The organism is Paraburkholderia phenoliruptrix, assembly GCF_902859825.1.
GTDB classification, from domain to species: Bacteria; Pseudomonadota; Gammaproteobacteria; order Burkholderiales; family Burkholderiaceae; genus Paraburkholderia; species Paraburkholderia phenoliruptrix.
Genome location: NZ_CADIKB010000021.1, coordinates 79,571 through 99,000 on the forward strand (window position 1 = coordinate 79,571; position 19,430 = coordinate 99,000).

Annotated in this window: 19 protein-coding genes; 18 read left to right on the top strand and 1 reads right to left on the bottom strand. The window is 65.1% G+C overall.

Going from position 1 to position 19,430, the window contains the following annotated elements; all coding sequences use genetic code 11:
* Nucleotides 1–76 precede the first annotated feature (76 nt).
* From HV711_RS20245 to ureG, 18 genes are all read left to right on the top strand, one after another.
* Nucleotides 77–829 (top strand): SDR family NAD(P)-dependent oxidoreductase, encoded by a 753-nt coding sequence (locus tag HV711_RS20245; protein ID WP_035481177.1) that lies wholly within the window; start codon nucleotides 77–79, stop codon nucleotides 827–829.
* 180 nt (nucleotides 830–1,009) lie between these two features.
* Nucleotides 1,010–1,495, top strand: coding sequence for a DUF2844 domain-containing protein (locus HV711_RS20250; RefSeq protein ID WP_013587429.1), 486 nt, complete (start codon nucleotides 1,010–1,012; stop codon nucleotides 1,493–1,495).
* 27 nt (nucleotides 1,496–1,522) lie between these two features.
* Nucleotides 1,523–2,860: a DUF3443 family protein gene (locus HV711_RS20255; RefSeq protein ID WP_035481180.1), complete on the top strand. Its 1,338-nt coding sequence runs from the start codon at nucleotides 1,523–1,525 to the stop codon at nucleotides 2,858–2,860.
* 135 nt (nucleotides 2,861–2,995) lie between these two features.
* A complete protein-coding gene (locus HV711_RS20260; RefSeq protein WP_035481182.1) occupies nucleotides 2,996–3,448 on the top strand; it encodes a DUF2844 domain-containing protein in 453 nt (150 codons plus the stop codon).
* 32 nt (nucleotides 3,449–3,480) lie between these two features.
* Nucleotides 3,481–5,121, top strand: a complete 1,641-nt coding sequence (locus tag HV711_RS20265; RefSeq protein WP_082201466.1) for a DUF3443 domain-containing protein — start codon at nucleotides 3,481–3,483, stop codon at nucleotides 5,119–5,121.
* 533 nt (nucleotides 5,122–5,654) lie between these two features.
* A complete protein-coding gene (urtA, locus tag HV711_RS20270) occupies nucleotides 5,655–6,959 on the top strand; it encodes an urea ABC transporter substrate-binding protein (protein WP_028360362.1) in 1,305 nt (434 codons plus the stop codon).
* Nucleotides 6,960–7,066: 107 nt separating this feature from the next.
* Nucleotides 7,067–8,710, top strand: a complete 1,644-nt coding sequence (urtB, locus tag HV711_RS20275) for an urea ABC transporter permease subunit UrtB (protein WP_051224241.1) — start codon at nucleotides 7,067–7,069, stop codon at nucleotides 8,708–8,710.
* A gap of 1 nt (nucleotide 8,711) precedes the next feature.
* A complete protein-coding gene (urtC, locus tag HV711_RS20280) occupies nucleotides 8,712–9,905 on the top strand; it encodes an urea ABC transporter permease subunit UrtC (protein WP_035481185.1) in 1,194 nt (397 codons plus the stop codon).
* Entirely contained in the window at nucleotides 9,902–10,765 is an 864-nt protein-coding gene (urtD, locus tag HV711_RS20285; protein ID WP_035481189.1) for an urea ABC transporter ATP-binding protein UrtD, read from the top strand. The genes urtC and urtD overlap by 4 nt, the downstream gene beginning before the upstream one ends.
* A gap of 58 nt (nucleotides 10,766–10,823) precedes the next feature.
* Complete coding sequence (urtE, locus tag HV711_RS20290) at nucleotides 10,824–11,516, top strand: urea ABC transporter ATP-binding subunit UrtE (protein WP_035481190.1); 693 nt, start codon at nucleotides 10,824–10,826, stop codon at nucleotides 11,514–11,516.
* A gap of 135 nt (nucleotides 11,517–11,651) precedes the next feature.
* The gene (locus tag HV711_RS20295) at nucleotides 11,652–12,533 is read left to right on the top strand and encodes an urease accessory protein UreD (protein WP_035481193.1); all 882 of its coding nucleotides are present in this window, start codon (nucleotides 11,652–11,654) and stop codon (nucleotides 12,531–12,533) included.
* A 216-nt stretch (nucleotides 12,534–12,749) separates the two neighbouring features.
* Complete coding sequence (locus tag HV711_RS20300; protein WP_035481196.1) at nucleotides 12,750–13,553, top strand: transporter substrate-binding domain-containing protein; 804 nt, start codon at nucleotides 12,750–12,752, stop codon at nucleotides 13,551–13,553.
* Between the two features lie 132 nt (nucleotides 13,554–13,685).
* Nucleotides 13,686–13,988 carry an urease subunit gamma gene (locus tag HV711_RS20305; protein ID WP_028360356.1) on the top strand — a complete coding sequence of 101 codons (303 nt, stop codon included), beginning with the start codon at nucleotides 13,686–13,688 and terminating at the stop codon, nucleotides 13,986–13,988.
* Between the two features lie 10 nt (nucleotides 13,989–13,998).
* Entirely contained in the window at nucleotides 13,999–14,304 is a 306-nt protein-coding gene (locus HV711_RS20310; RefSeq protein ID WP_013587416.1) for an urease subunit beta, read from the top strand.
* 55 nt (nucleotides 14,305–14,359) lie between these two features.
* Complete coding sequence (ureC, locus tag HV711_RS20315) at nucleotides 14,360–16,066, top strand: urease subunit alpha (RefSeq protein ID WP_035481198.1); 1,707 nt, start codon at nucleotides 14,360–14,362, stop codon at nucleotides 16,064–16,066.
* 2 nt (nucleotides 16,067–16,068) lie between these two features.
* Nucleotides 16,069–16,719: an urease accessory protein UreE gene (gene ureE / locus HV711_RS20320; RefSeq protein ID WP_035481199.1), complete on the top strand. Its 651-nt coding sequence runs from the start codon at nucleotides 16,069–16,071 to the stop codon at nucleotides 16,717–16,719.
* A complete protein-coding gene (locus tag HV711_RS20325; protein ID WP_035481201.1) occupies nucleotides 16,706–17,386 on the top strand; it encodes an urease accessory protein UreF in 681 nt (226 codons plus the stop codon). Before ureE ends, HV711_RS20325 begins: the two co-directional genes overlap by 14 nt.
* Nucleotides 17,387–17,397: 11 nt before the next feature.
* A complete protein-coding gene (gene ureG / locus HV711_RS20330; RefSeq protein ID WP_035481203.1) occupies nucleotides 17,398–18,051 on the top strand; it encodes an urease accessory protein UreG in 654 nt (217 codons plus the stop codon).
* A 33-nt stretch (nucleotides 18,052–18,084) separates the two neighbouring features.
* Here ureG and waaA read toward each other — a convergent pair whose 3' ends face one another.
* Nucleotides 18,085–19,392 carry a lipid IV(A) 3-deoxy-D-manno-octulosonic acid transferase gene (gene waaA, locus HV711_RS20335; RefSeq protein ID WP_035481205.1) on the bottom strand — a complete coding sequence of 436 codons (1,308 nt, stop codon included), beginning with the start codon at nucleotides 19,390–19,392 and terminating at the stop codon, nucleotides 18,085–18,087.
* Nucleotides 19,393–19,430: the final 38 nt, after the last annotated feature.

A 19,430-nucleotide genomic window follows, 5' to 3' on the forward strand; every position in this document is an offset into this window, starting at 1 on the left:
GACGCGGGCGTCGATATTCTCTTCACATCGCGGCACCAACCCGGTCAACGCGACTTCACAGCAAAGGAGCAACATCATGGCACGCAAGCTCGAAGGCAAAATCGCCCTGGTCACCGGCGCCACCAGCGGCATTGGACTCGCCACCGCAAAGCGCTTTGCAGCGGAAGGCGCGCACGTCTATATCACCGGCCGCCGGCAGGCGGAGCTCGATGCGGCCGTCGCCGCGGTCGGCAACGCCACGGGCGTACGCGTCGATTCGTCGAAGCTCGAACAGCTCGACGCGCTGTACGAACAGATTCGCGGCGAAAAGGGGCGTCTCGACGTGCTCTTCGCGAACGCCGGCGGCGGCTCGATGCTGCCGCTCGGCGAGATCACCGAGGCGCATTACGACGACACGTTCGAGCGCAATGTGAAGGGCACGCTCTTCACCGTGCAAAAGGCCTTGCCGCTGCTCGCCCAAGGCGCGTCCGTGATTCTCGCCGGCTCGACGACGACCATCGAGGGCACCGCCGCCTTCAGCGTCTATTCGGCGTCGAAAGCCGCGATCCGCGCCTTTGCGCGCAGCTGGATCCTCGATCTGAAGGATCGCCAGATCCGCGTGAACACGATCAGCCCGGGTGCGACGAGAACGCCCGGCCTCGTCGAACTGGCCGGCCCTGACACGGCGCAACAGCAAGGCCTGCTCGACTATCTCGCCTCGCGTATTCCGATGGGGCGGGTCGGCGAGCCGGAGGAAATCGCCGGCGCAGCGCTTTTCCTCGCCTCCGATGACGCGAGCTTCGTGAACGGCGCTGAGTTGTTCGTCGACGGCGGACAGGCTCAGGTCTGATCGCCGAAGCGCCGACGGGCGGTCTTGCTGAATGAATGCACGCAAGGCCGCTCGTCGCGCACTGCAACGCACGCGCGTCGCAATTTGTTCGTCCTCTTCCTCCTTGTCGTTGCGAAATTTCGCAGGCTTTTGCGAACACCACACAGGCACCATGCTCCGTTCGTTCTGGAGCCCTGTGTGATGAGATTCATGAAGATCGCGGTGCTGGCCGCGACTACGTTGCCGCTGTCGTCGTATGCAGCCCTCGGGGGCGCGCCGGTCGCGGCCGCGTCCCTGCCGCTCGCGCTGCGGGCCGCCGCCGCGCAGCCGGCCTCGGCGAGCGCGACGCCGTTATCGGCGGGTGCACCGGTCAGCACGACGGCGTACTCCGTGCGCCAGACCGTTGACGCAAACGGCGTCACCATCCGCGAATACCTGCTGCCGGCCAACGTCGTGTTTGCTGTCAGCTGGGACGGGCCGGTTCGTCCGGACATGCGCGCGCTCCTCGGCAGCTATTTCACCAATTACGTTGCAGCCGGCCAGAACGGGGTGCGCGGCTCCGGCCCACTAATAGAAGGCAACGACGATTTCCGCATCGAATCCGCAGGGCGCCTCGGGCGCTTCTTCGGCATGGCCTGGGTGCCGCGTCTCGTGCCCGCAGGCGTGCGCCCGCGCGACCTCGAGTAACCGTCGGCCAGCGCGAAGAGAACACTGATGAACACATTGAAGAAGACACTGGCGCTCGCCGCCGCCATGGCGATTTTCATGCTGTCCGCGTGCGGCGGCGGAGGCAGCGGCGGCAGCAACAATCAGGGCAGCAATGCGGTTGGCTGGAACGCCACGCCGGAATGGACACCACACGGCGCCGGCACCTCCGGCGGCTCGGGGAATTCGTCGCTGCCCGCTACGGGCGACAACACGGTCGAGGTCCGTGTGGACAATTCGATGGGCAGCATCAACATGCTGAAGGCATCCATCAAGGTCTGCGTTCCGGGCACTCAGAGCACACAGGGCACGCCAGGCACGCAGACCCCGCCGCAATGCGTGACCGTGGACAACATGCTCGTCGACACCGGCTCCACGGGCGTGCGCATCGCGGCACGCGCGATCCCCACGCTGGCGCCGCTGCTGTTGACGCAGGTCGGCGCTGTCGACGACACAAGCGGCTCCGCGCCCATTGTCGAATGCATGCCGTTCGCGTCGGGCTACACGTGGGGCTCAGTCAAGCGAGCCGACATCACGATCGGCAGCAAGACCGCGAGCAATCTCCCCATTCAGATCTATGCGGATGGCGCCTACCCCACGCCCGACGACTGCAGCAACTACGGCGCCGACATCGGCGCGGGCGCCTTTGCCGGAGTCAACGGCATTCTCGGCATCGACAATTTCGCGAGCGACTCCGCCGACGCGGTGACCACCGCGATTCCGGGCAACTATTACTATTGTCCGTCGCAGAACTCGTGCACCAGCACACGTATGCTGGCCGGCAAGGAAGTCAGGAATCCGATCGTCGCATTCGCCGCGGACAACAACGGCGCGATTATCCGGCTGCCCGCCGTGCCGGCCGGCGGTCAGACGAGCGTGACAGGACAACTCGTATTCGGCATCGGGACGCAGCAGAACAATGTCATGCCGACCACCACGACTGTGCTTGCCGTCGACAAATACGGCAACTTCACGACGCAGTACCAGGGCCGCGCCTTCACCCGCAGCGCCATAGACAGCGGCACGAACTCCTATGCTTTCCCGGACGACACCATTGCGGCCACGGCGGACGATTGGTACATACCGGCCGCACCGCTCAATCTCAGCGCCACGTTGGAGTCCACGAACGGCGCCGGCAAGCCGGTCAATATGCCGTTCACCGTCGCCGACCCACGCGCCCTCCGCTCAGCCGGTTACAACGCGCTGAGCAACGCCGGCTCCTACTTCGCGTATCACAAGGGCGGCATGTTCCTGTGGGGACTGCCATTCTTCTATGGACGCGACGTGTACACGGCCATCGGGAATGTGAAAATCGGCAACCAGAGCGGACCGTTCGTCGCGTTCTGATCTTTTGCGACACTAGCGCGCGGCGTGATGGCCGCGCCTTCTTCCGCCCTTTCCCAATGCACATGCAGCCTTCTCGGCATATTCCGATATGGCTGCGCTGGCAACATGCTCCGACCTGATTTCTGGAGCATTCCGATGAATTTTGTAAAGGCCGCTTTCGCCGTCGCGGTGATGTTGCCGACGGTTTCTTATGCGGCGTTGGGTAGTACGCCGACCCTCCATGCCAGGCCGCAACCGTTGCTGCGGTCCGCAGCGGCTGTTACCGCACCTGCCGCTTCGGCCTCCTACACCGTGCACGAAGCACGCGACCCGGACGGCGTCGCTATTCGCGAGTATGTGCTGCCCACCAACGTGGTGTTTGCCGTCGCGTGGCAGGGGCCGGTTCGCCCGGATATGAACACCTTGCTGGGCACTTATTTTTACCGCGCGGCGTCGGCGGGTGGGGGGCGGCCTCGCGGTACAGGTCCATTGATCGAGCGCAGCGACGACTTCCAGATCGAATCGGTCGGCCGGCCTGGCAATTTCCTCGGCAAAGCCATTCTGCCGCGGCTCCTGCCCGCCAATGTTCGCGCTGAAGACATCCGGTAACGGCAGGCGTCGATTCATGAAACCACAAACCAATGAATACTTTTAACAAGACAATTTGTTTCGCTTTACTAACGGCTGGCGTCGGGCTTGCGGGCTGCGGCGGGGGCGGCGGCAACGACGGCGGTACGAATAGCGCCGCGCAGAATAACGAAAAAGCGGGCGCTTCGGCTCCGGCTTCCGGAGCTCCGGCGAATCAGAGTTCTGCTCCTGCTTCGTCAAGTCCTTCGCCCGCATCGGCGCCGGCACCTGCGGCGGCACCGGTTCCGAAGCCCGCGGCGAGTCCGAGTCCATCTCCGACTCCTAGCCCTAGCCCTAGCCCAATTCGACCTCCGGCTCCGGCTCCCGCTCCGACTCCCGCTCCGACTCCCGCTCCCGCTCCCGCTCCGGCTCCAACTCCAACTCCGACTCCGACTCCAAGCCCGACTCCAACTCCGGCTCCGGCTCCGGCTCCAACTCCAACCCCAACTCCAACTCCAACCCCAACCCCAACTCCAACTCCGACGCCAACCCCAACTCCAACTCCGACGCCAACCCCAACTCCAACTCCGACGCCAACCCCCAACACAGTCCCCATCGCCATCGAACGATGGACGGGCGGCTTTGCCAACACGCCCTACGTCACCGTCACGATCTGCATTCCTGGCGTACAAGGCGCGAATCAATGCGCGACCATCGATCACATGGTGCTCGATACCGGCTCCGCAGGCGTACGTGTGCTCGCCACGGCGCTCGGCTCAGCGCTCGCGCGCAGCTTGCCCGCGCAGACAGGCGCGTCCGACGACGCCAGCCACAACCTGCCCATCTCCGAATGCGCGGTGTTCGCGTCGGGTTATACGTGGGGCTCGGTCAAGCGTGCGGACGTGAGCATCGGTGGGAAGCTCGCGGGCAACTTGCCGGTGCAGATCATCGGCGACGGTGCGAATGCCACGCCGACGGATTGCGCGTCGCGCGGCATCGTCGATATCGGCAGCGTCGCGCAGCTCGGTGCGAACGGTGTGGTCGGCATCGGCTCCGCGGTCCGCGACTTTCCGCTCGCCGCACAATACGTGCTGCCGGCAACGTACTACTACTGCCCGTCCACGGGACCGTGCATGAACACGCGCGTGCCGCTCGACACGCAAATCATGAATCCGGTGGCGGACTTCACGACCGACAACAACGGCACGATCATCCGTCTGCCTTCGTTGCAGCCGGGCGGCCAGGCAAGCGCGACGGGCGAACTCATCTTCGGTATCGGAACGCAGCAGAACAATGCGCTGCCTTCCGGCGCGAACATCATCCCGCTCGACAGCAACGGCTATTTCACGACGACCTACAAGGGGAACACATTCGGCAGCGGCGTCATCGACAGCGGCTCGAACACGACCATCTTCCGCGACACGACCATTCCGTTCGACGCATGGGGCCGCTATATACCGGCGACAACGCTGAACCTATCGGCTCTGCTCAAGCCGACGAGCGGCGCAGTCGGGGCTGCGACCGTGCCCTTCCAGGTCGCCAACACCGCCAACCTTCTCGCGAGCGTGTATGCCGCGTTCGACAACATTGCGTCGTACACGTCATTGCCGAGCTATTTCATCTGGGGCTTGCCGTTCTTCTTCGGCCGCAGTGTCTACACCGCGCTTAGCGGCGCACAGGCAGGCGCGCAAAGCGGACCCTTCGTCGCGTTTTAACAGAGCGCCGACGCACAACGAGAGCGGCACACGAGGCCGGCAAGAGAAAGCGCCGGCCTCGCGCGACACGATTCGCTTCTGATCCGCCTTCTGCAACACCTCTTGCAACGCCTCGTTCAACGCTTGCGTTAAGGTCGCGAGCGAACTCCATCGCGTCCGCCTTCGGCCGCTGGGATAACAGGCCCGACGCGATCCGGCGGTGCCCCCAAGCGCCCCTTCACTTGCGCCGCACCCGTGCACAACGCCGCTGCGCACGTGCACCGCCAAAGCCCGTCCGCCGATTTCGACGCGTCGTCGCGGCGCGCATCGCACCTGAACGATGCGCGTCCCACGTCCGTGCACCAGTTTCGCACGCCATTGCGCATAAGCCCGGCCCGGGGAAGCCGCGCCACAGCGCGCGCGTACGCGCACTGCGCCCGGCCCATCAACATGGCATATGCCTTGCAGTACACGAGCGGCAAGTCATGCGGGGCAAGCCCTGTGGCTGAGATCGACGCCCATAAACATTCATCATCAATGGCAAGGGGATACACATGAAACGTCGCAGTCTGTTGAAGTTCGGCTCCATGTCCGGCGCGCTCGCGCTCGCGGGTCGCGCGCCGTTCGCGCACGCCGAATCGGCAAGCGGTCCCATCAAGGTCGGCATCCTCCATTCGCTCTCCGGCACGATGGCGATTTCCGAGACATCGCTGAAAGACACCGCCCTGATGACCATCGCGGACATCAACAGGAACGGCGGCGTGATGGGCCGTCAGATCCAGCCGGTCGTCGTCGACCCGGCGTCGAACTGGCCTCTCTTCGCGGAAAAAGCGCGCCAGCTGATCACGCAGGAAAAGTGCGCCGTGGTGTTCGGCTGCTGGACGTCCGTGTCGCGCAAGTCGGTGCTGCCGGTGTTCGAGGAACTCAACGGCCTGCTCTTCTACCCGGTGCAGTACGAAGGCGAAGAAATGTCGCGCAACGTGTTCTACACCGGCGCGGCGCCCAACCAGCAGGCGATCCCCGCAACCGAATATCTGATGAGCGCCGAAGGCGGCGGCGCGAAGCGCTTCTTCCTGCTCGGCACCGACTACGTTTACCCGCGCACGACCAACAAGATCCTGCGCGCGTTCCTGAAGTCGAAGGGCGTGCAGGAAGCCGACATTCAGGAGGTCTATACGCCGTTCGGCCACAGCGACTATCAGACCATCGTCGCGAACATCAAGACCTTCTCGCAAGGCGGCAAGACGGCCGTTATCTCGACGGTGAACGGCGACTCGAACGTGCCGTTCTATAAGGAACTCGGCAACCAGGGGCTGAAGGCGTCGGACGTGCCGGTCGTCGCGTTCTCGGTCGGCGAGGAAGAACTGCGCGGCATCGACACGAAGCCGCTCGTCGGCAATCTCGCGGCATGGAACTACTTCATGTCGGTGCGCAATCCCGCCAACGAGAAGTTCAAGAAGCAATGGGCCGCGTGGGTCAAGGAGAACAACCTGCCGGGCGGCACGAAGCGCGTGACGAACGACCCGATGGAAGCGACGTTCGTCGGCATCCACATGTGGAAGCAGGCGGTCGAAAAAGCGAAGAGCACGGACGTCGACAAAGTGCGCGTGGCGATGGTCGGCCAGCAGTTCGCGGCGCCGTCAGGCTTCACGCTCGAGATGGATGGCAACCACCATCTGCACAAGCCGGTGATGATCGGCGAAGTGCGCGCCGACGGCCAGTTCAACGTGGTCTGGCGCACCAAGACCGCGGTTCGCGCGCAGCCGTGGAGCCCGTTTATCGCCGGCAATGCGGGCAAGCCGGATGTCGTGAGTTCGATTCCGGCGTTCCTGAAGCGCTCACGCTCGCGCGTGGCGTGATGACATGGCGCGTCGCGGCGGCTCACGCAGCTGTCGCGGCGCGACGAGGCGAACCGGCGGCGCGCAGCGTGTTGCAGCGCGCCGTCAGTCATTCTTCAAAGGTCATCATGGCGTTTTCACTGTTCATTTCTGTGCGGCGGTTCACAACGCGTCATGCGTGCGCCGCCCTTGCTCTGTGCGCGTTCGGCGCACTCGCGCCGCACGGCGCGTTCGCCTTGACCGCGGCCGATGTCGCGCCGCTCGCCGCCGACGACTTCGACGCGAAGTCCGCGGCCATCGACAAACTCATCGCGAATCACGACAAGGAATCGCTCGCGGTGCTGAAGGCGCTGTCCGAAGACGGCGTGCTCGCCACCGACTCCGGCGCGGTGCTGATCCAGGACGGCGACGCCACGCGCGATGCCGTCACCGGCAAAGCCGTCCAGTCCGGCGACGCGCAGCCGGTCACACTGAACAATCTGCTGCGCTCGAAAGTCGCGGGCGCACTCTCGGGTCTGCAGCTCGACTCGCCGGAAATGGCGACGCGCGAGGCAGCCATCGACGCGCTCCTGAAGAACCCGGATCCGTCGATCAAACCGCTCGTCGACGCGGCCCGCGCGAAGGAGACGGACCCGGCGCTGAAAAAGCGCCTCGACACACTCTGGGCGATGAGCGCGCTGCATGACACCGACGCGGCAAAGCGCCTCGAAGCCGTGCAGCTTGTCGCCGCGCGGCACGACCTCGACATGAACGAACTGCTGCGCCCGCTCGTCGCGAAGAAAGCGGACGGCTCTTTCGCGGAAAGCGACGCGCGCGTGCGGGCTGCGGCGCAAAGCGGCATCGACGAACTCGACGCGATCCAGCGGCGCAGCCAGATTGCCGGCACGCTGTTCGCGGGACTGTCTCTCGGCAGCGTGTTGCTGCTCGCGGCGCTCGGACTCGCCATCACCTATGGCCTGATCGGCGTCATCAACATGGCGCATGGCGAGTTTCTGATGATCGGCGCGTATGCCACGTATGTCGTGCAGAACCTCTTTCAGCGCGTGGCGCCGGGCGCGTTCGACTGGTATCCGCTCGTCGCCGTGCCCGCCTCCTTCGCGGCGGCCGCGCTGGTCGGCATTGTGATCGAGCGGCTCGTGCTCAAGCATCTGTATGGGCGCCCGCTGGAGACGCTGCTGACCACCTTCGGCATCAGCCTCATTCTGATTCAGGCGACGCGCATGCTGTTCGGCGCGCAGAACGTGCAGGTGGTGAACCCTTCGTGGATGAGCGGCGGCGTGACCGTGCTGCCGAGCCTCATTCTGCCGTACAACCGGCTCGCGATCCTCGCGTTCGCGCTGATAGTCGTCGGGATTGCTTGGGCCGTGCTCACGAAAACGCGCCTCGGCCTCTTCGTGCGCGCTGTTACGCAGAACCGGCGCATGGCCGCCTGCGTCGGCGTGAAGACGGCGCGCGTCGATTCGTATGCGTTCGCGTTCGGCGCGGGCATCGCGGGGCTGGGCGGCTGTGCGCTCTCGCAGATCGGCAATGTCGGGCCGGACCTCGGCCAGAGCTACATCATCGACTCGTTCATGGCGGTGGTGCTGGGCGGCGTGGGGCAACTGGCGGGCACGGTGATCGGCGGCTTCGGTCTCGGGCTCGTCAGCAAGGCAATCGAACCGTTCTGGGGCGCGGTGCTCGCGAAGATCGCGGTGCTCGTGCTGATCGTGCTATTCATCCAGAAGCGTCCGCAGGGCATGTTCGCCCTCAAGGGCCGTAGCGCGGAGGCATGAGATGACGTCTGCAACCTCTTCTTCGACGGCGCCGGCACACGTCGGCACCAAAGCCGCCGGCGCCGCCGGCCGCGGCTCGCAGTCCGGCTCCGCGCTCGGCCTGCCGCCGCGTCCCGCGCTGTTGTCGCGCCGCGCGTGGCTCGCGCTGATCGCGTTGATCGTCGTGTTCGGACTCGGCGTGCCGTTCGCGACGCTCGTGGTGCCGCAGACGAGTCCGCTGCATCTGTCGGCTTACGCGACGACCATCACCGGCAAGTTCATGTGCTACGCGATTGCCGCGCTCGCGCTCGATCTCGTGTGGGGCTACTGCGGCATTCTGAGTCTCGGGCACGCGCTCTTCTTTGCGCTCGGCGGCTACGCGATCGGCATGTACCTGATGCGCGCCATCGGCCACGACGGCAAGTACGGCAGCGACCTGCCCGACTTCATGGTGTTTCTCGACTGGCATCAGTTGCCCTGGTACTGGCAAGGCACGCAGCATCTCGGTTACGCACTGCTGCTCGTCGTGCTCGTGCCGGCGGTGATTGCGTGGGTGTTCGGCTTTTTCACGTTCCGCTCGCGCGTGAAGGGCGTGTACCTGTCGATCATCACGCAGGCCATGACCTTTGCCGCCATGCTGCTGTTTTATCGCAATGAGACGGGCTTCGGCGGCAATAACGGTTTTACGGACTTCAAGCGCATCGGCGGCTTTCCGATCACGCATCCGGGCACCCGCACGGCGCTCCTGCTGATTACGTTCGCAGTGCTGATCGTCGCGTTTATCGGCGCGCGCGCCATCGTCACCTCGAAGCTCGGCCGCGTGGTCACCGCGGTGCGCGACGGCGAGACGCGTCTGATGTTCCTCGGCTACAGCCCGCTCGCCTACAAGCTCTTTGTGTGGACGGTGTCCGCGGTGCTGTGCGGGATTGCCGGCGCGTTGTATGTGCCGCAGGTCGGCATCATCAATCCGGGCGAGATGTCACCGGGCAATTCGATCGAAATGGCGATCTGGGTCGCCGTGGGCGGACGCGGCACGTTGATCGGGCCGATTGTCGGCGCTTTCGCGGTGAATGGCGCGAAGAGCTTTTTCACGGCGAACTTCCCTGAATACTGGCTGTTCTTTCTTGGCCTGATCTTCGTGCTGGTCCCGCTCTTCCTGCCGAACGGCATCATGGGAGTCGTGGATCTCGCGACGCGCAAGAGGAACCGCTCATGAACGAAAACCCGATGGTTCCTGATCTGGACCTGCCCGAAGAACCGTCCGGCCACGCGCTGAGCGGCGTCGCGAGCATGGGGCACGCGGTAGTGCCGGGTGCAATCGACGTATCGCACGGCACGATCCTGTATCTGGAGGACGTGACCGTGAGCTTCGACGGCTTTCGCGCGTTGAACACGCTGACGCTTTCGATCGACGCCGGCGAACTGCGCTGCATCATCGGCCCGAACGGCGCGGGCAAAACGACGATGATGGACGTGATCACCGGCAAGACCGAGCCCGATTCGGGCAAGGTGTTCCTCGGCCAGTCGATCGACCTCACGCGGATGAACGAGCCCGCCATCGCGCGTGCGGGCATCGGGCGCAAATTCCAGAAGCCGACGGTGTTCGAGCAGCATCCCGTATGGGAAAACCTTGAGCTCGCGATGAAAACCGACAAGGGCTGGCTCGCGTCGCTGCGCGCGCGGCTCGACCGCACGGCGCAGGCGCGTATCGAAGAGACGCTGGTGCTGATCGGTCTGGAGAGCGAAGCGCGTCGCCTCGCGGGCGAGCTTTCGCATGGGCAGAAGCAGCGGCTCGAGATCGGCATGCTGCTGATGCAACAGCCGGCGCTGCTGCTGCTCGACGAACCCGCCGCCGGCATGACCGACGACGAGACGATGCAACTGGCCGAGCTGCTCAATCACCTGCGCGGCACCTGCTCGATGATGGTGGTCGAACACGACATGGAGTTCGTGGCAGCGCTTTCCGGCGAGACCGGCAAGGTCACGGTGATGGCGGAAGGACACGTGCTCGCGCACGGCACGCTCGACGAAGTGAAGCGCGACGAGACGGTGATCGAGTCGTATCTCGGCCGATGAGCGAACAGGCGAACAGAAGCGTCGAAAGAGTCGAAAGGCTCAAAAGGGTCGAACGGACATGCTAGAAGTAGACAACCTGAACCAGTACTACGGCGGCAGCCACATTCTGCGCGATGTGAAGCTGACCGTGCCCGAAGGCAAGCTGACCGTGCTGCTTGGCCGCAACGGCGTCGGCAAGACCACGTTGCTGCGCTGCCTGATGGGCGTCGTGCAGACGAAAAGCGGCTCCATCGCCTGGCGCGGCGCGCCGATCACGAAGCTGCCCACTTACTCGCGTGTGGAAAAAGGGCTCGCGTATGTGCCGCAAGGGCGCGATATCTTTCCGCGGCTCACCGTCGAAGAAAATCTGCTGGTGGGCGCGGCCAGCAAGAAAGCGCCGAAGAAAATCCCCGAGCGGATTTACGAGCTGTTTCCCGTGCTGAAGGACATGCGCGGACGCCGCGGCGGTGACCTGTCGGGCGGTCAGCAGCAGCAGCTCGCGATTGGCCGCGCGTTGATGAGCGATCCGCAACTGCTGATTCTCGACGAACCCACGGAAGGCATTCAGCCGTCCATCATTCAGGACATTGGCCGCACGCTGCGCCAGCTCGTGGAGGACATGGGCATGACCGTGCTGCTCGTCGAGCAGTATTACGACTTCGCGAAGGACATTGCCGATCGCTACTGGGTGATGAGCCGCGGCGAGATTGTCGCGGGCGGCGAAGGCGCCAATATGGATGCCGATGGCGTGCGCGCGCTGATCGCGGTGTAACTCTGGCGCGAGTCCGGCGCGATTCTGACGCGCTGGCGGGCGTGCTATGCTCGGCGCGTCTTGTGCCGGGCTATCGGTTGAGCCCTGCACGCGCCTCTAGTTCTTCGTTCATACGTCGATAGCACGTTCATTCGCATGTCGCTTCACGAAAATCACGTCACGCTGGCCCATGCGCAAGGGGAGGCGCATGCGCAATGGCGCGCGCATCTGGAGCTTGGCTTCGTCAGGCACGGCGGCCGCACGGCGCTTCAGCATCGGCTTCACGACGGGCCGTTGCGCGTGCAACGGCCGCTTTATCCCGAAGGCGAATCCATCTGTCATGCGGTGATCGTGCATCCGCCAGGCGGGATTGCGGGCGGCGACGTGCTTTCCATCGACGTCGATGTGGGTGCTGGCGCGCACGCGGTCATCACGACGCCCGGCGCGACCAAGTGGTACAAGTCGAATGGCCGCGCCGCGCGGCAGAACATCGCGGTGCATGTCGGCGAGCACGCCAGGCTCGACTGGCTGCCGCAGAACAACATTGTTTTTGATCACGCGAATGCGGCGCTGGATTTTTCTCTGACGCTCGACGAAGGCGCCACCGCGATCGGCTGGGACACGACGCAGCTTGGGCGCCAGGCAGCCGGCGAGCGATGGTCGCACGGCAGCTTGCGGGCGGTGTCGCGAATCGCGCGAACGCAAGGCGACCTGTTGTGGCTGGAGCGCGCGAGTCTCGCCGCCGACGATCCGCTGCGCGATGCCGCGCAAGGCCTCGCCGGATTTCCGGCATACGGCACGCTGTGGGCCGTCGGGCCCGCTTGCGACGACGCACTAGCCGAAGCGCTGACCGCCCAGCTCACTTTCGATGACGCGCTGCGCGCGGCGGCTTCGTGCGTGACGGAGGGCGTGTTGCTCGTACGAGCCGTTTCGCGGTCGATGGAAACGCTCCAGCGCGCTTTGACTCAGTGCTGGCTGCAGTTGCGGCCCGTGGTGCATGGGGTCGAGGCGGTGCCGTTGAGGATCTGGGCGACGTAGGTTCAAGACACGCGTTGCGTCGGTACCGCGCTTTCACTGCGTAAGACGCGCATGCACCAATCAGGAGCCATGCCGCGCCCCTATGTAGTGCACGGAGAGGCGACGCTTCTGGCCAGCGCTCGCCGCACCGCAATGGCACACACCTTGCATTCCCCACCCGCGAAGCTGCCGCGCCCCAGACGGTCAGCCGCCTGCCCACCACCACGTCTACGACACATGAACCGACCCACGCTTCGTTCCACGCGCCGCACGCTGCTCGCCGCCCTGCTCGCCTCGCCCCTCCTCGCCATGACTTCGCCGGCGGTCCACGCCGACACGCTCGATAACATCGCCAAGGCAGGCGTGCTGAAGGTCGCCGTGCCGGAAGACTATCCGCCGTTCGGCTCCGTCGGCCCGGACATGAAGCCGCAAGGCTACGACATCGACACGGCCGCGCTGCTTGCGAAGTCGATGAACGTGAAGCTCGAGCTCGTGCCCGTCAACAGCGCGAATCGCATTCCGTATCTGCAAACCGGCAAGGTGGACCTCGTGATCTCGTCGCTCGGCAAGACGCCGGATCGCGAGAAAGTGATCGACTTTTCGACCGCCTACGCACCGTATTACCAGGGCGTGTTCGGTCCCGCCGACATCAAGGTGAGCGGCCCCGCCGATCTCACCGGCAAGACGGTCGGCGCGACGCGCGGCGCGTTGGAGGAGCTCGGACTCACGCAAATGGCGCCCAATGCCACGATCAAGCGTTTTGAGGACAACAACGCGACCATCGCCGCGTTTCTCTCGGGTCAGGTTCAACTGATTGCCGCCGGCAATATCGTCGCCGCCGCGATTCTCGCTAAAAACCCGCCGCGCCGCCCCGAGCCAAAGTTCGTCATCAAGAATTCGCCGTGCTTCGTCGGCATGAACAAGAACGAGCCGCGTCTGCAGCAGAAGGTCAACGCCGCCATCGCTCAAGCGAAGCACGACGGCACGCTCAATACGATGTCGAAGAAGTGGTTCGGCGCGGCGCTGCCTGCCGATCTGTAAGCGCGTCGTTAGCCGGACTTGATAGCGTCGCTGTCTTATCCGGCATTGCACGGGTCGCCGCGGCGGCCCGCAACGCCTATCATTGTCGCGGCCGGTCTGCCCGGACCGGGCCCAACCCACCGCACTCATTCGATGAAGCTGACACCTCGCGAGAAGGACAAGCTGCTGATCTTCACCGCCGCGCTGCTTGCCGAACGGCGCCGCGCGCGCGGCCTCAAACTGAACTATCCGGAAGCGGTCGCCTTCATCACCGCCGCGCTCATGGAAGCGGCCCGCGACGGCAAGACCGTCGCCGAGGTCATGCACTACGGCACGACGTTGCTCACGCGCGAGGACGTCATGGAAGGCGTGCCCGAGATGATTCCCGACATCCAGGTCGAAGCCACGTTTCCGGACGGCACGAAGCTCGTCACCGTTCATCACCCGATTCCATAAGGCACGCCCCATGATTCCCGGCGAACTCCTCACCGACGAAGGCGAGCACGAACTCAACGCGGGCCGTGCGACCGTCACCGTCGTCGTGTCGAACACCGGCGACCGGCCGGTGCAGATCGGCTCGCATTACCACTTCTATGAAGTGAACGACGCGCTCGCGTTCGACCGCGAAGCCGCGCGCGGCTTTCGCCTGAACATCGCGGCGGGCACGGCGGTGCGCTTCGAGCCCGGCCAGGAACGCACCGTCGAACTCGTCGAACTGGCAGGCGAGCGCATCGTCTACGGCTTCAACGGCAAGGTGATGGGCAAGCTCTGATGCGCCGCGCGCGCTCATTCGCCCGAACCGCCCCGCTCAATTCCGGACCTACATCATGACCTTACGCATTGGCCGCCGCGCGTACGCGGAAATGTTCGGCCCCACCACCGGCGACCGCGTGCGTCTCGCCGACACCGAGTTGCTGATCGAAGTCGAGCGCGATTTCACGACGTATGGCGAAGAAGTGAAATTCGGCGGCGGCAAGGTGATTCGCGACGGCATGGGCCAGTCGCAGCACGTGCATGCCGACGTGGTCGATACCGTCGTGACGAACGCGGTCATTCTGGATCACTGGGGCATCGTGAAGGCCGACATCGGCATCAAGGACGGCCGCATTGCCGCCATCGGCAAGGCGGGCAATCCCGACATCCAGCCGAACGTGACGATTGCGATTGGCGCATCCACCGAAGTGATTGCCGGCGAAGGCCTGATCGTGACGGCGGGCGGCATCGACACGCACATTCATTTCATCAGCCCGCAGCAGATTGAAGAAGCGCTCGCGAGCGGCGTGACGACGATGCTCGGCGGCGGCACCGGCCCCGCCACGGGCACCAACGCGACCACGTGCACGCCGGGCCCGTGGCATCTCGAACGCATGCTGCAAGCGGCGGACGGCTATCCGATGAACCTCGGCTTTCTCGGCAAAGGCAACGTGAGCCAGCCGCAGCCGGCGTTGGAGCAGATCGCCGCGGGCGCCATCGGTCTGAAGCTGCACGAAGACTGGGGCACGACGCCCGCCGCCATCGACAACTGCCTTTCCGTTGCGGACGACACCGACACGCAGGTCGCCATTCACACCGACACGCTGAACGAAGCGGGCTTCGTCGAAGCCACCGTGGCCGCGTTCAAGGGCCGCACGATCCACACGTATCACACCGAGGGCGCGGGCGGCGGCCACGCGCCCGACATCATCAAGGTCTGCGGCGAAGCGAACGTGCTGCCTTCGTCGACCAATCCGACGCGGCCCTACACCGTCAACACGCTCGAAGAGCATCTCGACATGCTGATGGTATGCCACCACCTCGACCCGTCGATTGCGGAAGACATTGCGTTTGCCGAATCGCGCATTCGCCGCGAAACCATCGCCGCTGAGGACATCCTGCACGATCTCGGCGCGCTCTCGATGCTCTCATCCGATTCGCAGGCCATGGGCCGCGTGGGCGAAGTCATCATCCGCACGTGGCAGACCGCGCACAAGATGAAGGTGCAGCGCGGTGCGCTGCCCGAGGACAGTGCGCGTCACGACAACTTCCGCGCCAAACGCTATGTCGCCAAGTACACGATCAACCCGGCCATCACGCACGGCATCGCGCATGAGGTGGGTTCCATCGAGCCCGGCAAGTGGGCCGATCTCGTGTTCTGGGAGCCGGCGTTTTTCGGCATCAAGCCCTCGCTGATCCTCAAAGGCGGCATGATCGCGATGGCGCAGATGGGCGACCCGAACGCGTCGATTCCCACGCCGCAGCCGGTGCATTACCGCGAAATGTTCGCGACGCGCGGCGGTGCCCTCGCGCGCACGTCGCTGACATTTGTTTCGCAACTCGCCGCCGACGCGGGCGTGGCCGAGCGCTACGGATTGAACAAGCGTATCGTGGCTGTGAAGAACTGCCGCAACATCACGAAGGCGGACATGATTCACAACGCGTGGCGCCCGTCGATCAGCGTCGATCCCGAAACCTACCAGGTGATTGCCGACGGTCAATTGCTGACCTGTGAACCGGCCAGTGTCCTGCCGATGGCGCAACGCTATTTCCTGTTCTGATCATGCGCACACTCGACAAGCTGATTGCGCCTCACCTGAAACTCGCGCCGGTGCTCGTCAAACGCGCGCCGACGTTGACGCTGGCTTTCGACGAGCGCCGCAAGAGCCGCCTCGCGGCCACGCTCGATAACGGCGAAGAGGTGGCCGTGCTGCTGCCGCGCGGCACCGTGCTGCGCGACGGCGATGTGCTCGTCGCCGACGACGGCGGCCTCGTGCGCGTCGTCGCCGCGCCCGAAACGGTGCTCGTGGTCCGCGCGAAAGATGCGCTGACGCTCACGCGCGCGGCATATCACCTCGGCAATCGTCATACGCCGGTGGAAGTCGGCGCGGATTATCTGAAGCTCGAATACGATCCGGTGCTGGCCGATATGCTCAAGCGCATCGGCGCGACGGTCGATCAGGTTGCCATGCCGTTTCAGCCCGAAACGGGCGCGTATGGCGGCGGCCACAAGCATGGGCACGACGAGACCTTCGCCGAAGATTACGCGTTGGCGCAGCAGGTGTTCGGCGAACATCATGGGCATTCGCATGATCATGAGCACGGCCACGCTGATGAGCACGGTCATGACCATGCGCACGATCACAGCCCCGAAGACCACGTGCACGACGAATCCTGCGGCCACGCGCATCATCACCAGCATGCGCATCGCTGAACTCACGGCGCTGCTGCATCTCGCGTCGCCGGCGCTGCCCATCGGCGCCTTCAGTTATTCGCAGGGACTCGAAGCGGCAATCGAAGCACAACTCATCACCGACGCCGATTCGGCCCGCGACTGGATTGCCAGCGGCCTCACCGACGTGCTCGCACGCGGCGAGCTGCCTTTCCTGGCGCATCAGATGGAGCGCTGGCGCAGCCACGACAGCACCGGTCTCGGAGAAGCGAACAACGAATTCCTCGCGAGCCGCGAATCCGCCGAATTGCGGCGCGAAACCGAGCAGATGGGCTGGTCGCTGCGGCAGTTGTGCGTCTCGCTGGAATGGGGCGATGCCGCGCGGCGTGCGACGCTCGCCGCGATCTCACCGCTCGCGCAACCCACGGCGTTCGCCTTCGCGGCGTATGCGCATGACGCCGCCGTCGACGCCGCGCTTGCCGCCTACGCGTTCAGCTGGGTCGAAAACCAGGCCGCCGCCGCATTGAAGGCGGTGCCGCTTGGGCAGCTCGCGGGACAACGCATCATCGTCGCGTTACGCGGGCCGATCGATGCGGCGGTCACGCGCGCGCTCGCGACGTCGCCGGAAGACATCAACACGTTTGCGCCGCAGCTCGGCATTCTGTCGGCGCGTCACGAGTCGCAGTATTCGCGGCTTTTTCGCTCATAAAACGATCCATCATGAACGCACCTCAACACACCGCCCACTCGTCCGTCCGCACGAAAAAACTGCCGCCGCTGCGCGTGGGCGTGGGCGGACCGGTCGGCTCGGGCAAGACCACGCTGCTCGAAATGCTCTGCAAGGCGATGCGCGATCAGTACGATCTCGTCGCGATCACCAACGACATCTACACGAAAGAAGACCAGCGCCTGCTCACGGTTGCGGGCGCGTTGCCGGCCGAGCGCATCATGGGCGTCGAGACGGGCGGCTGCCCGCATACGGCAATTCGCGAGGACGCGTCGATCAACCTCGAAGCCGTCGACCGCATGCTCGGGCGCTTTCCGGACGCGGACATCGTGTTCATCGAATCGGGCGGCGATAACCTCGCGGCGACCTTCAGCCCCGAACTGTCGGACCTGACGATTTACGTGATCGACGTGGCAGGCGGCGAGAAGATTCCGCGCAAGGGCGGCCCCGGCATCACGAAGTCGGACCTGCTCGTGATCAACAAGACGGACCTCGCGCCGCTCGTGGGCGCGAATCTGGACGTGATGGCCTCGGACGCAAAAAAAATGCGCGGCGAGCGGCCTTTTGTGATGTGCAATCTGAAGGCGCTCGACGGGTTGGACGAGGTGGTGCGGTTTATCGAGCGCAAGGGATTGTTGAAGGCGTGATTGAGGCGGCGCGCGGCGGAGCCGCCCGCTCCCTCACTCCGGCAGCACCGCCATCAACACATCCACGGTGCGCGCGGTCGCGCCGCGATGACGCGCGGCGAAGGCCGACGCCGCGCCGCCCATGGCGAGCCGCCGCGCCTTGTCGTTGAAGAGCTCACGCAGCGCGCGAGCGAGATCGGCCGGATCCTGCACCTGCACCGCTGCGCCCGCGGCGACCGCATCGGCTGTGGCCTGCGTGAAGTTGAACACATGCGGCCCGATCAGCACCGGCACGCCGACCGCGCACGCCTCGATCAGATTCTGTCCGCCGAGTGGCAACAGACTGCCGCCGATAAACGACAGGTCCGACGCCGCGTAATAAGCGCCCAGCTCGCCCATCGAATCGCCGAGCAGCACGTTCACCTCCGCCGACAACGCAGGCACGCCGCCGCTCGCGGCCGCGGACGCCACCTTCGCATCCGGCGCCCACGCGGAACGCCGCACGAGGCGCAAGCCGGCTTTCTCGACGAGCCCCGCCACCTCGTTAAAGCGCTGCGGATGACGCGGCACGAGAATCAACAACGCGTCCTCCACGCCGAGCGCAGCGAACGCCTGCAGTACGAGCTCTTCTTCGCCTTCGCGCGTGCTCGCCGCGACCCACACGGGCCGCGTGCCGATTGCCGCGCGCCACGCATGGCCGCGCGCCGCCAGTTCCGGCGGCGTACTCATGTCGAACTTGAGATTGCCGAGCACCGCGACATTGCGCGCGCCGAGCGCGGTGAGCCGCTCCGCGTCGGAAGGACTTTGCGCCAGCACGCGCGCAAAGCCGCCGAATACATCTTTCGTCGCGCCGCCGAACTTCGCCGCGCGCTTATACGAGCGCGCCGACATGCGCGCGTTCGTCAGGATCAGTGGCACGTCCGCGCGGCGGCATTCGTCGATCAGCGTGGGCCACACTTCGGTCTCCATCACCAGACCGAGCGACGGTCGCCACGCGCGCAAAAAGCGTCGCACCGCATGCGGCATGTCGTACGGCAGATAGCTGCGCAACACACGGTCGCCGAAAATCTGCTCGCCGGTCGCGCGGCCGCTCGGCGTCATATGAGTCAGCAGAATGCGCGCGTCCGGGCGCGCCTTCATGAGCGCCTCGATGAGCGGCTGCGCGGCGCGCGTCTCGCCGACCGACACCGCATGCACCCAGATGAGCGGCGCATTGTCTTCCGGCAGACGCCCGCGCGAATAGCCAAAGCGCTCGCCAATATGCTGACGATAACCGCGCTCCTTACGCGAGCGGATCAGCAACCGCAGCACGGCGGCGGGCGCGATGAGCCACCACAGCGCGTTGTAGATCGCCCTCAGCATCGGCGCTCCGCTTGAGCGGGCGCGCGGCGATCGAGCCA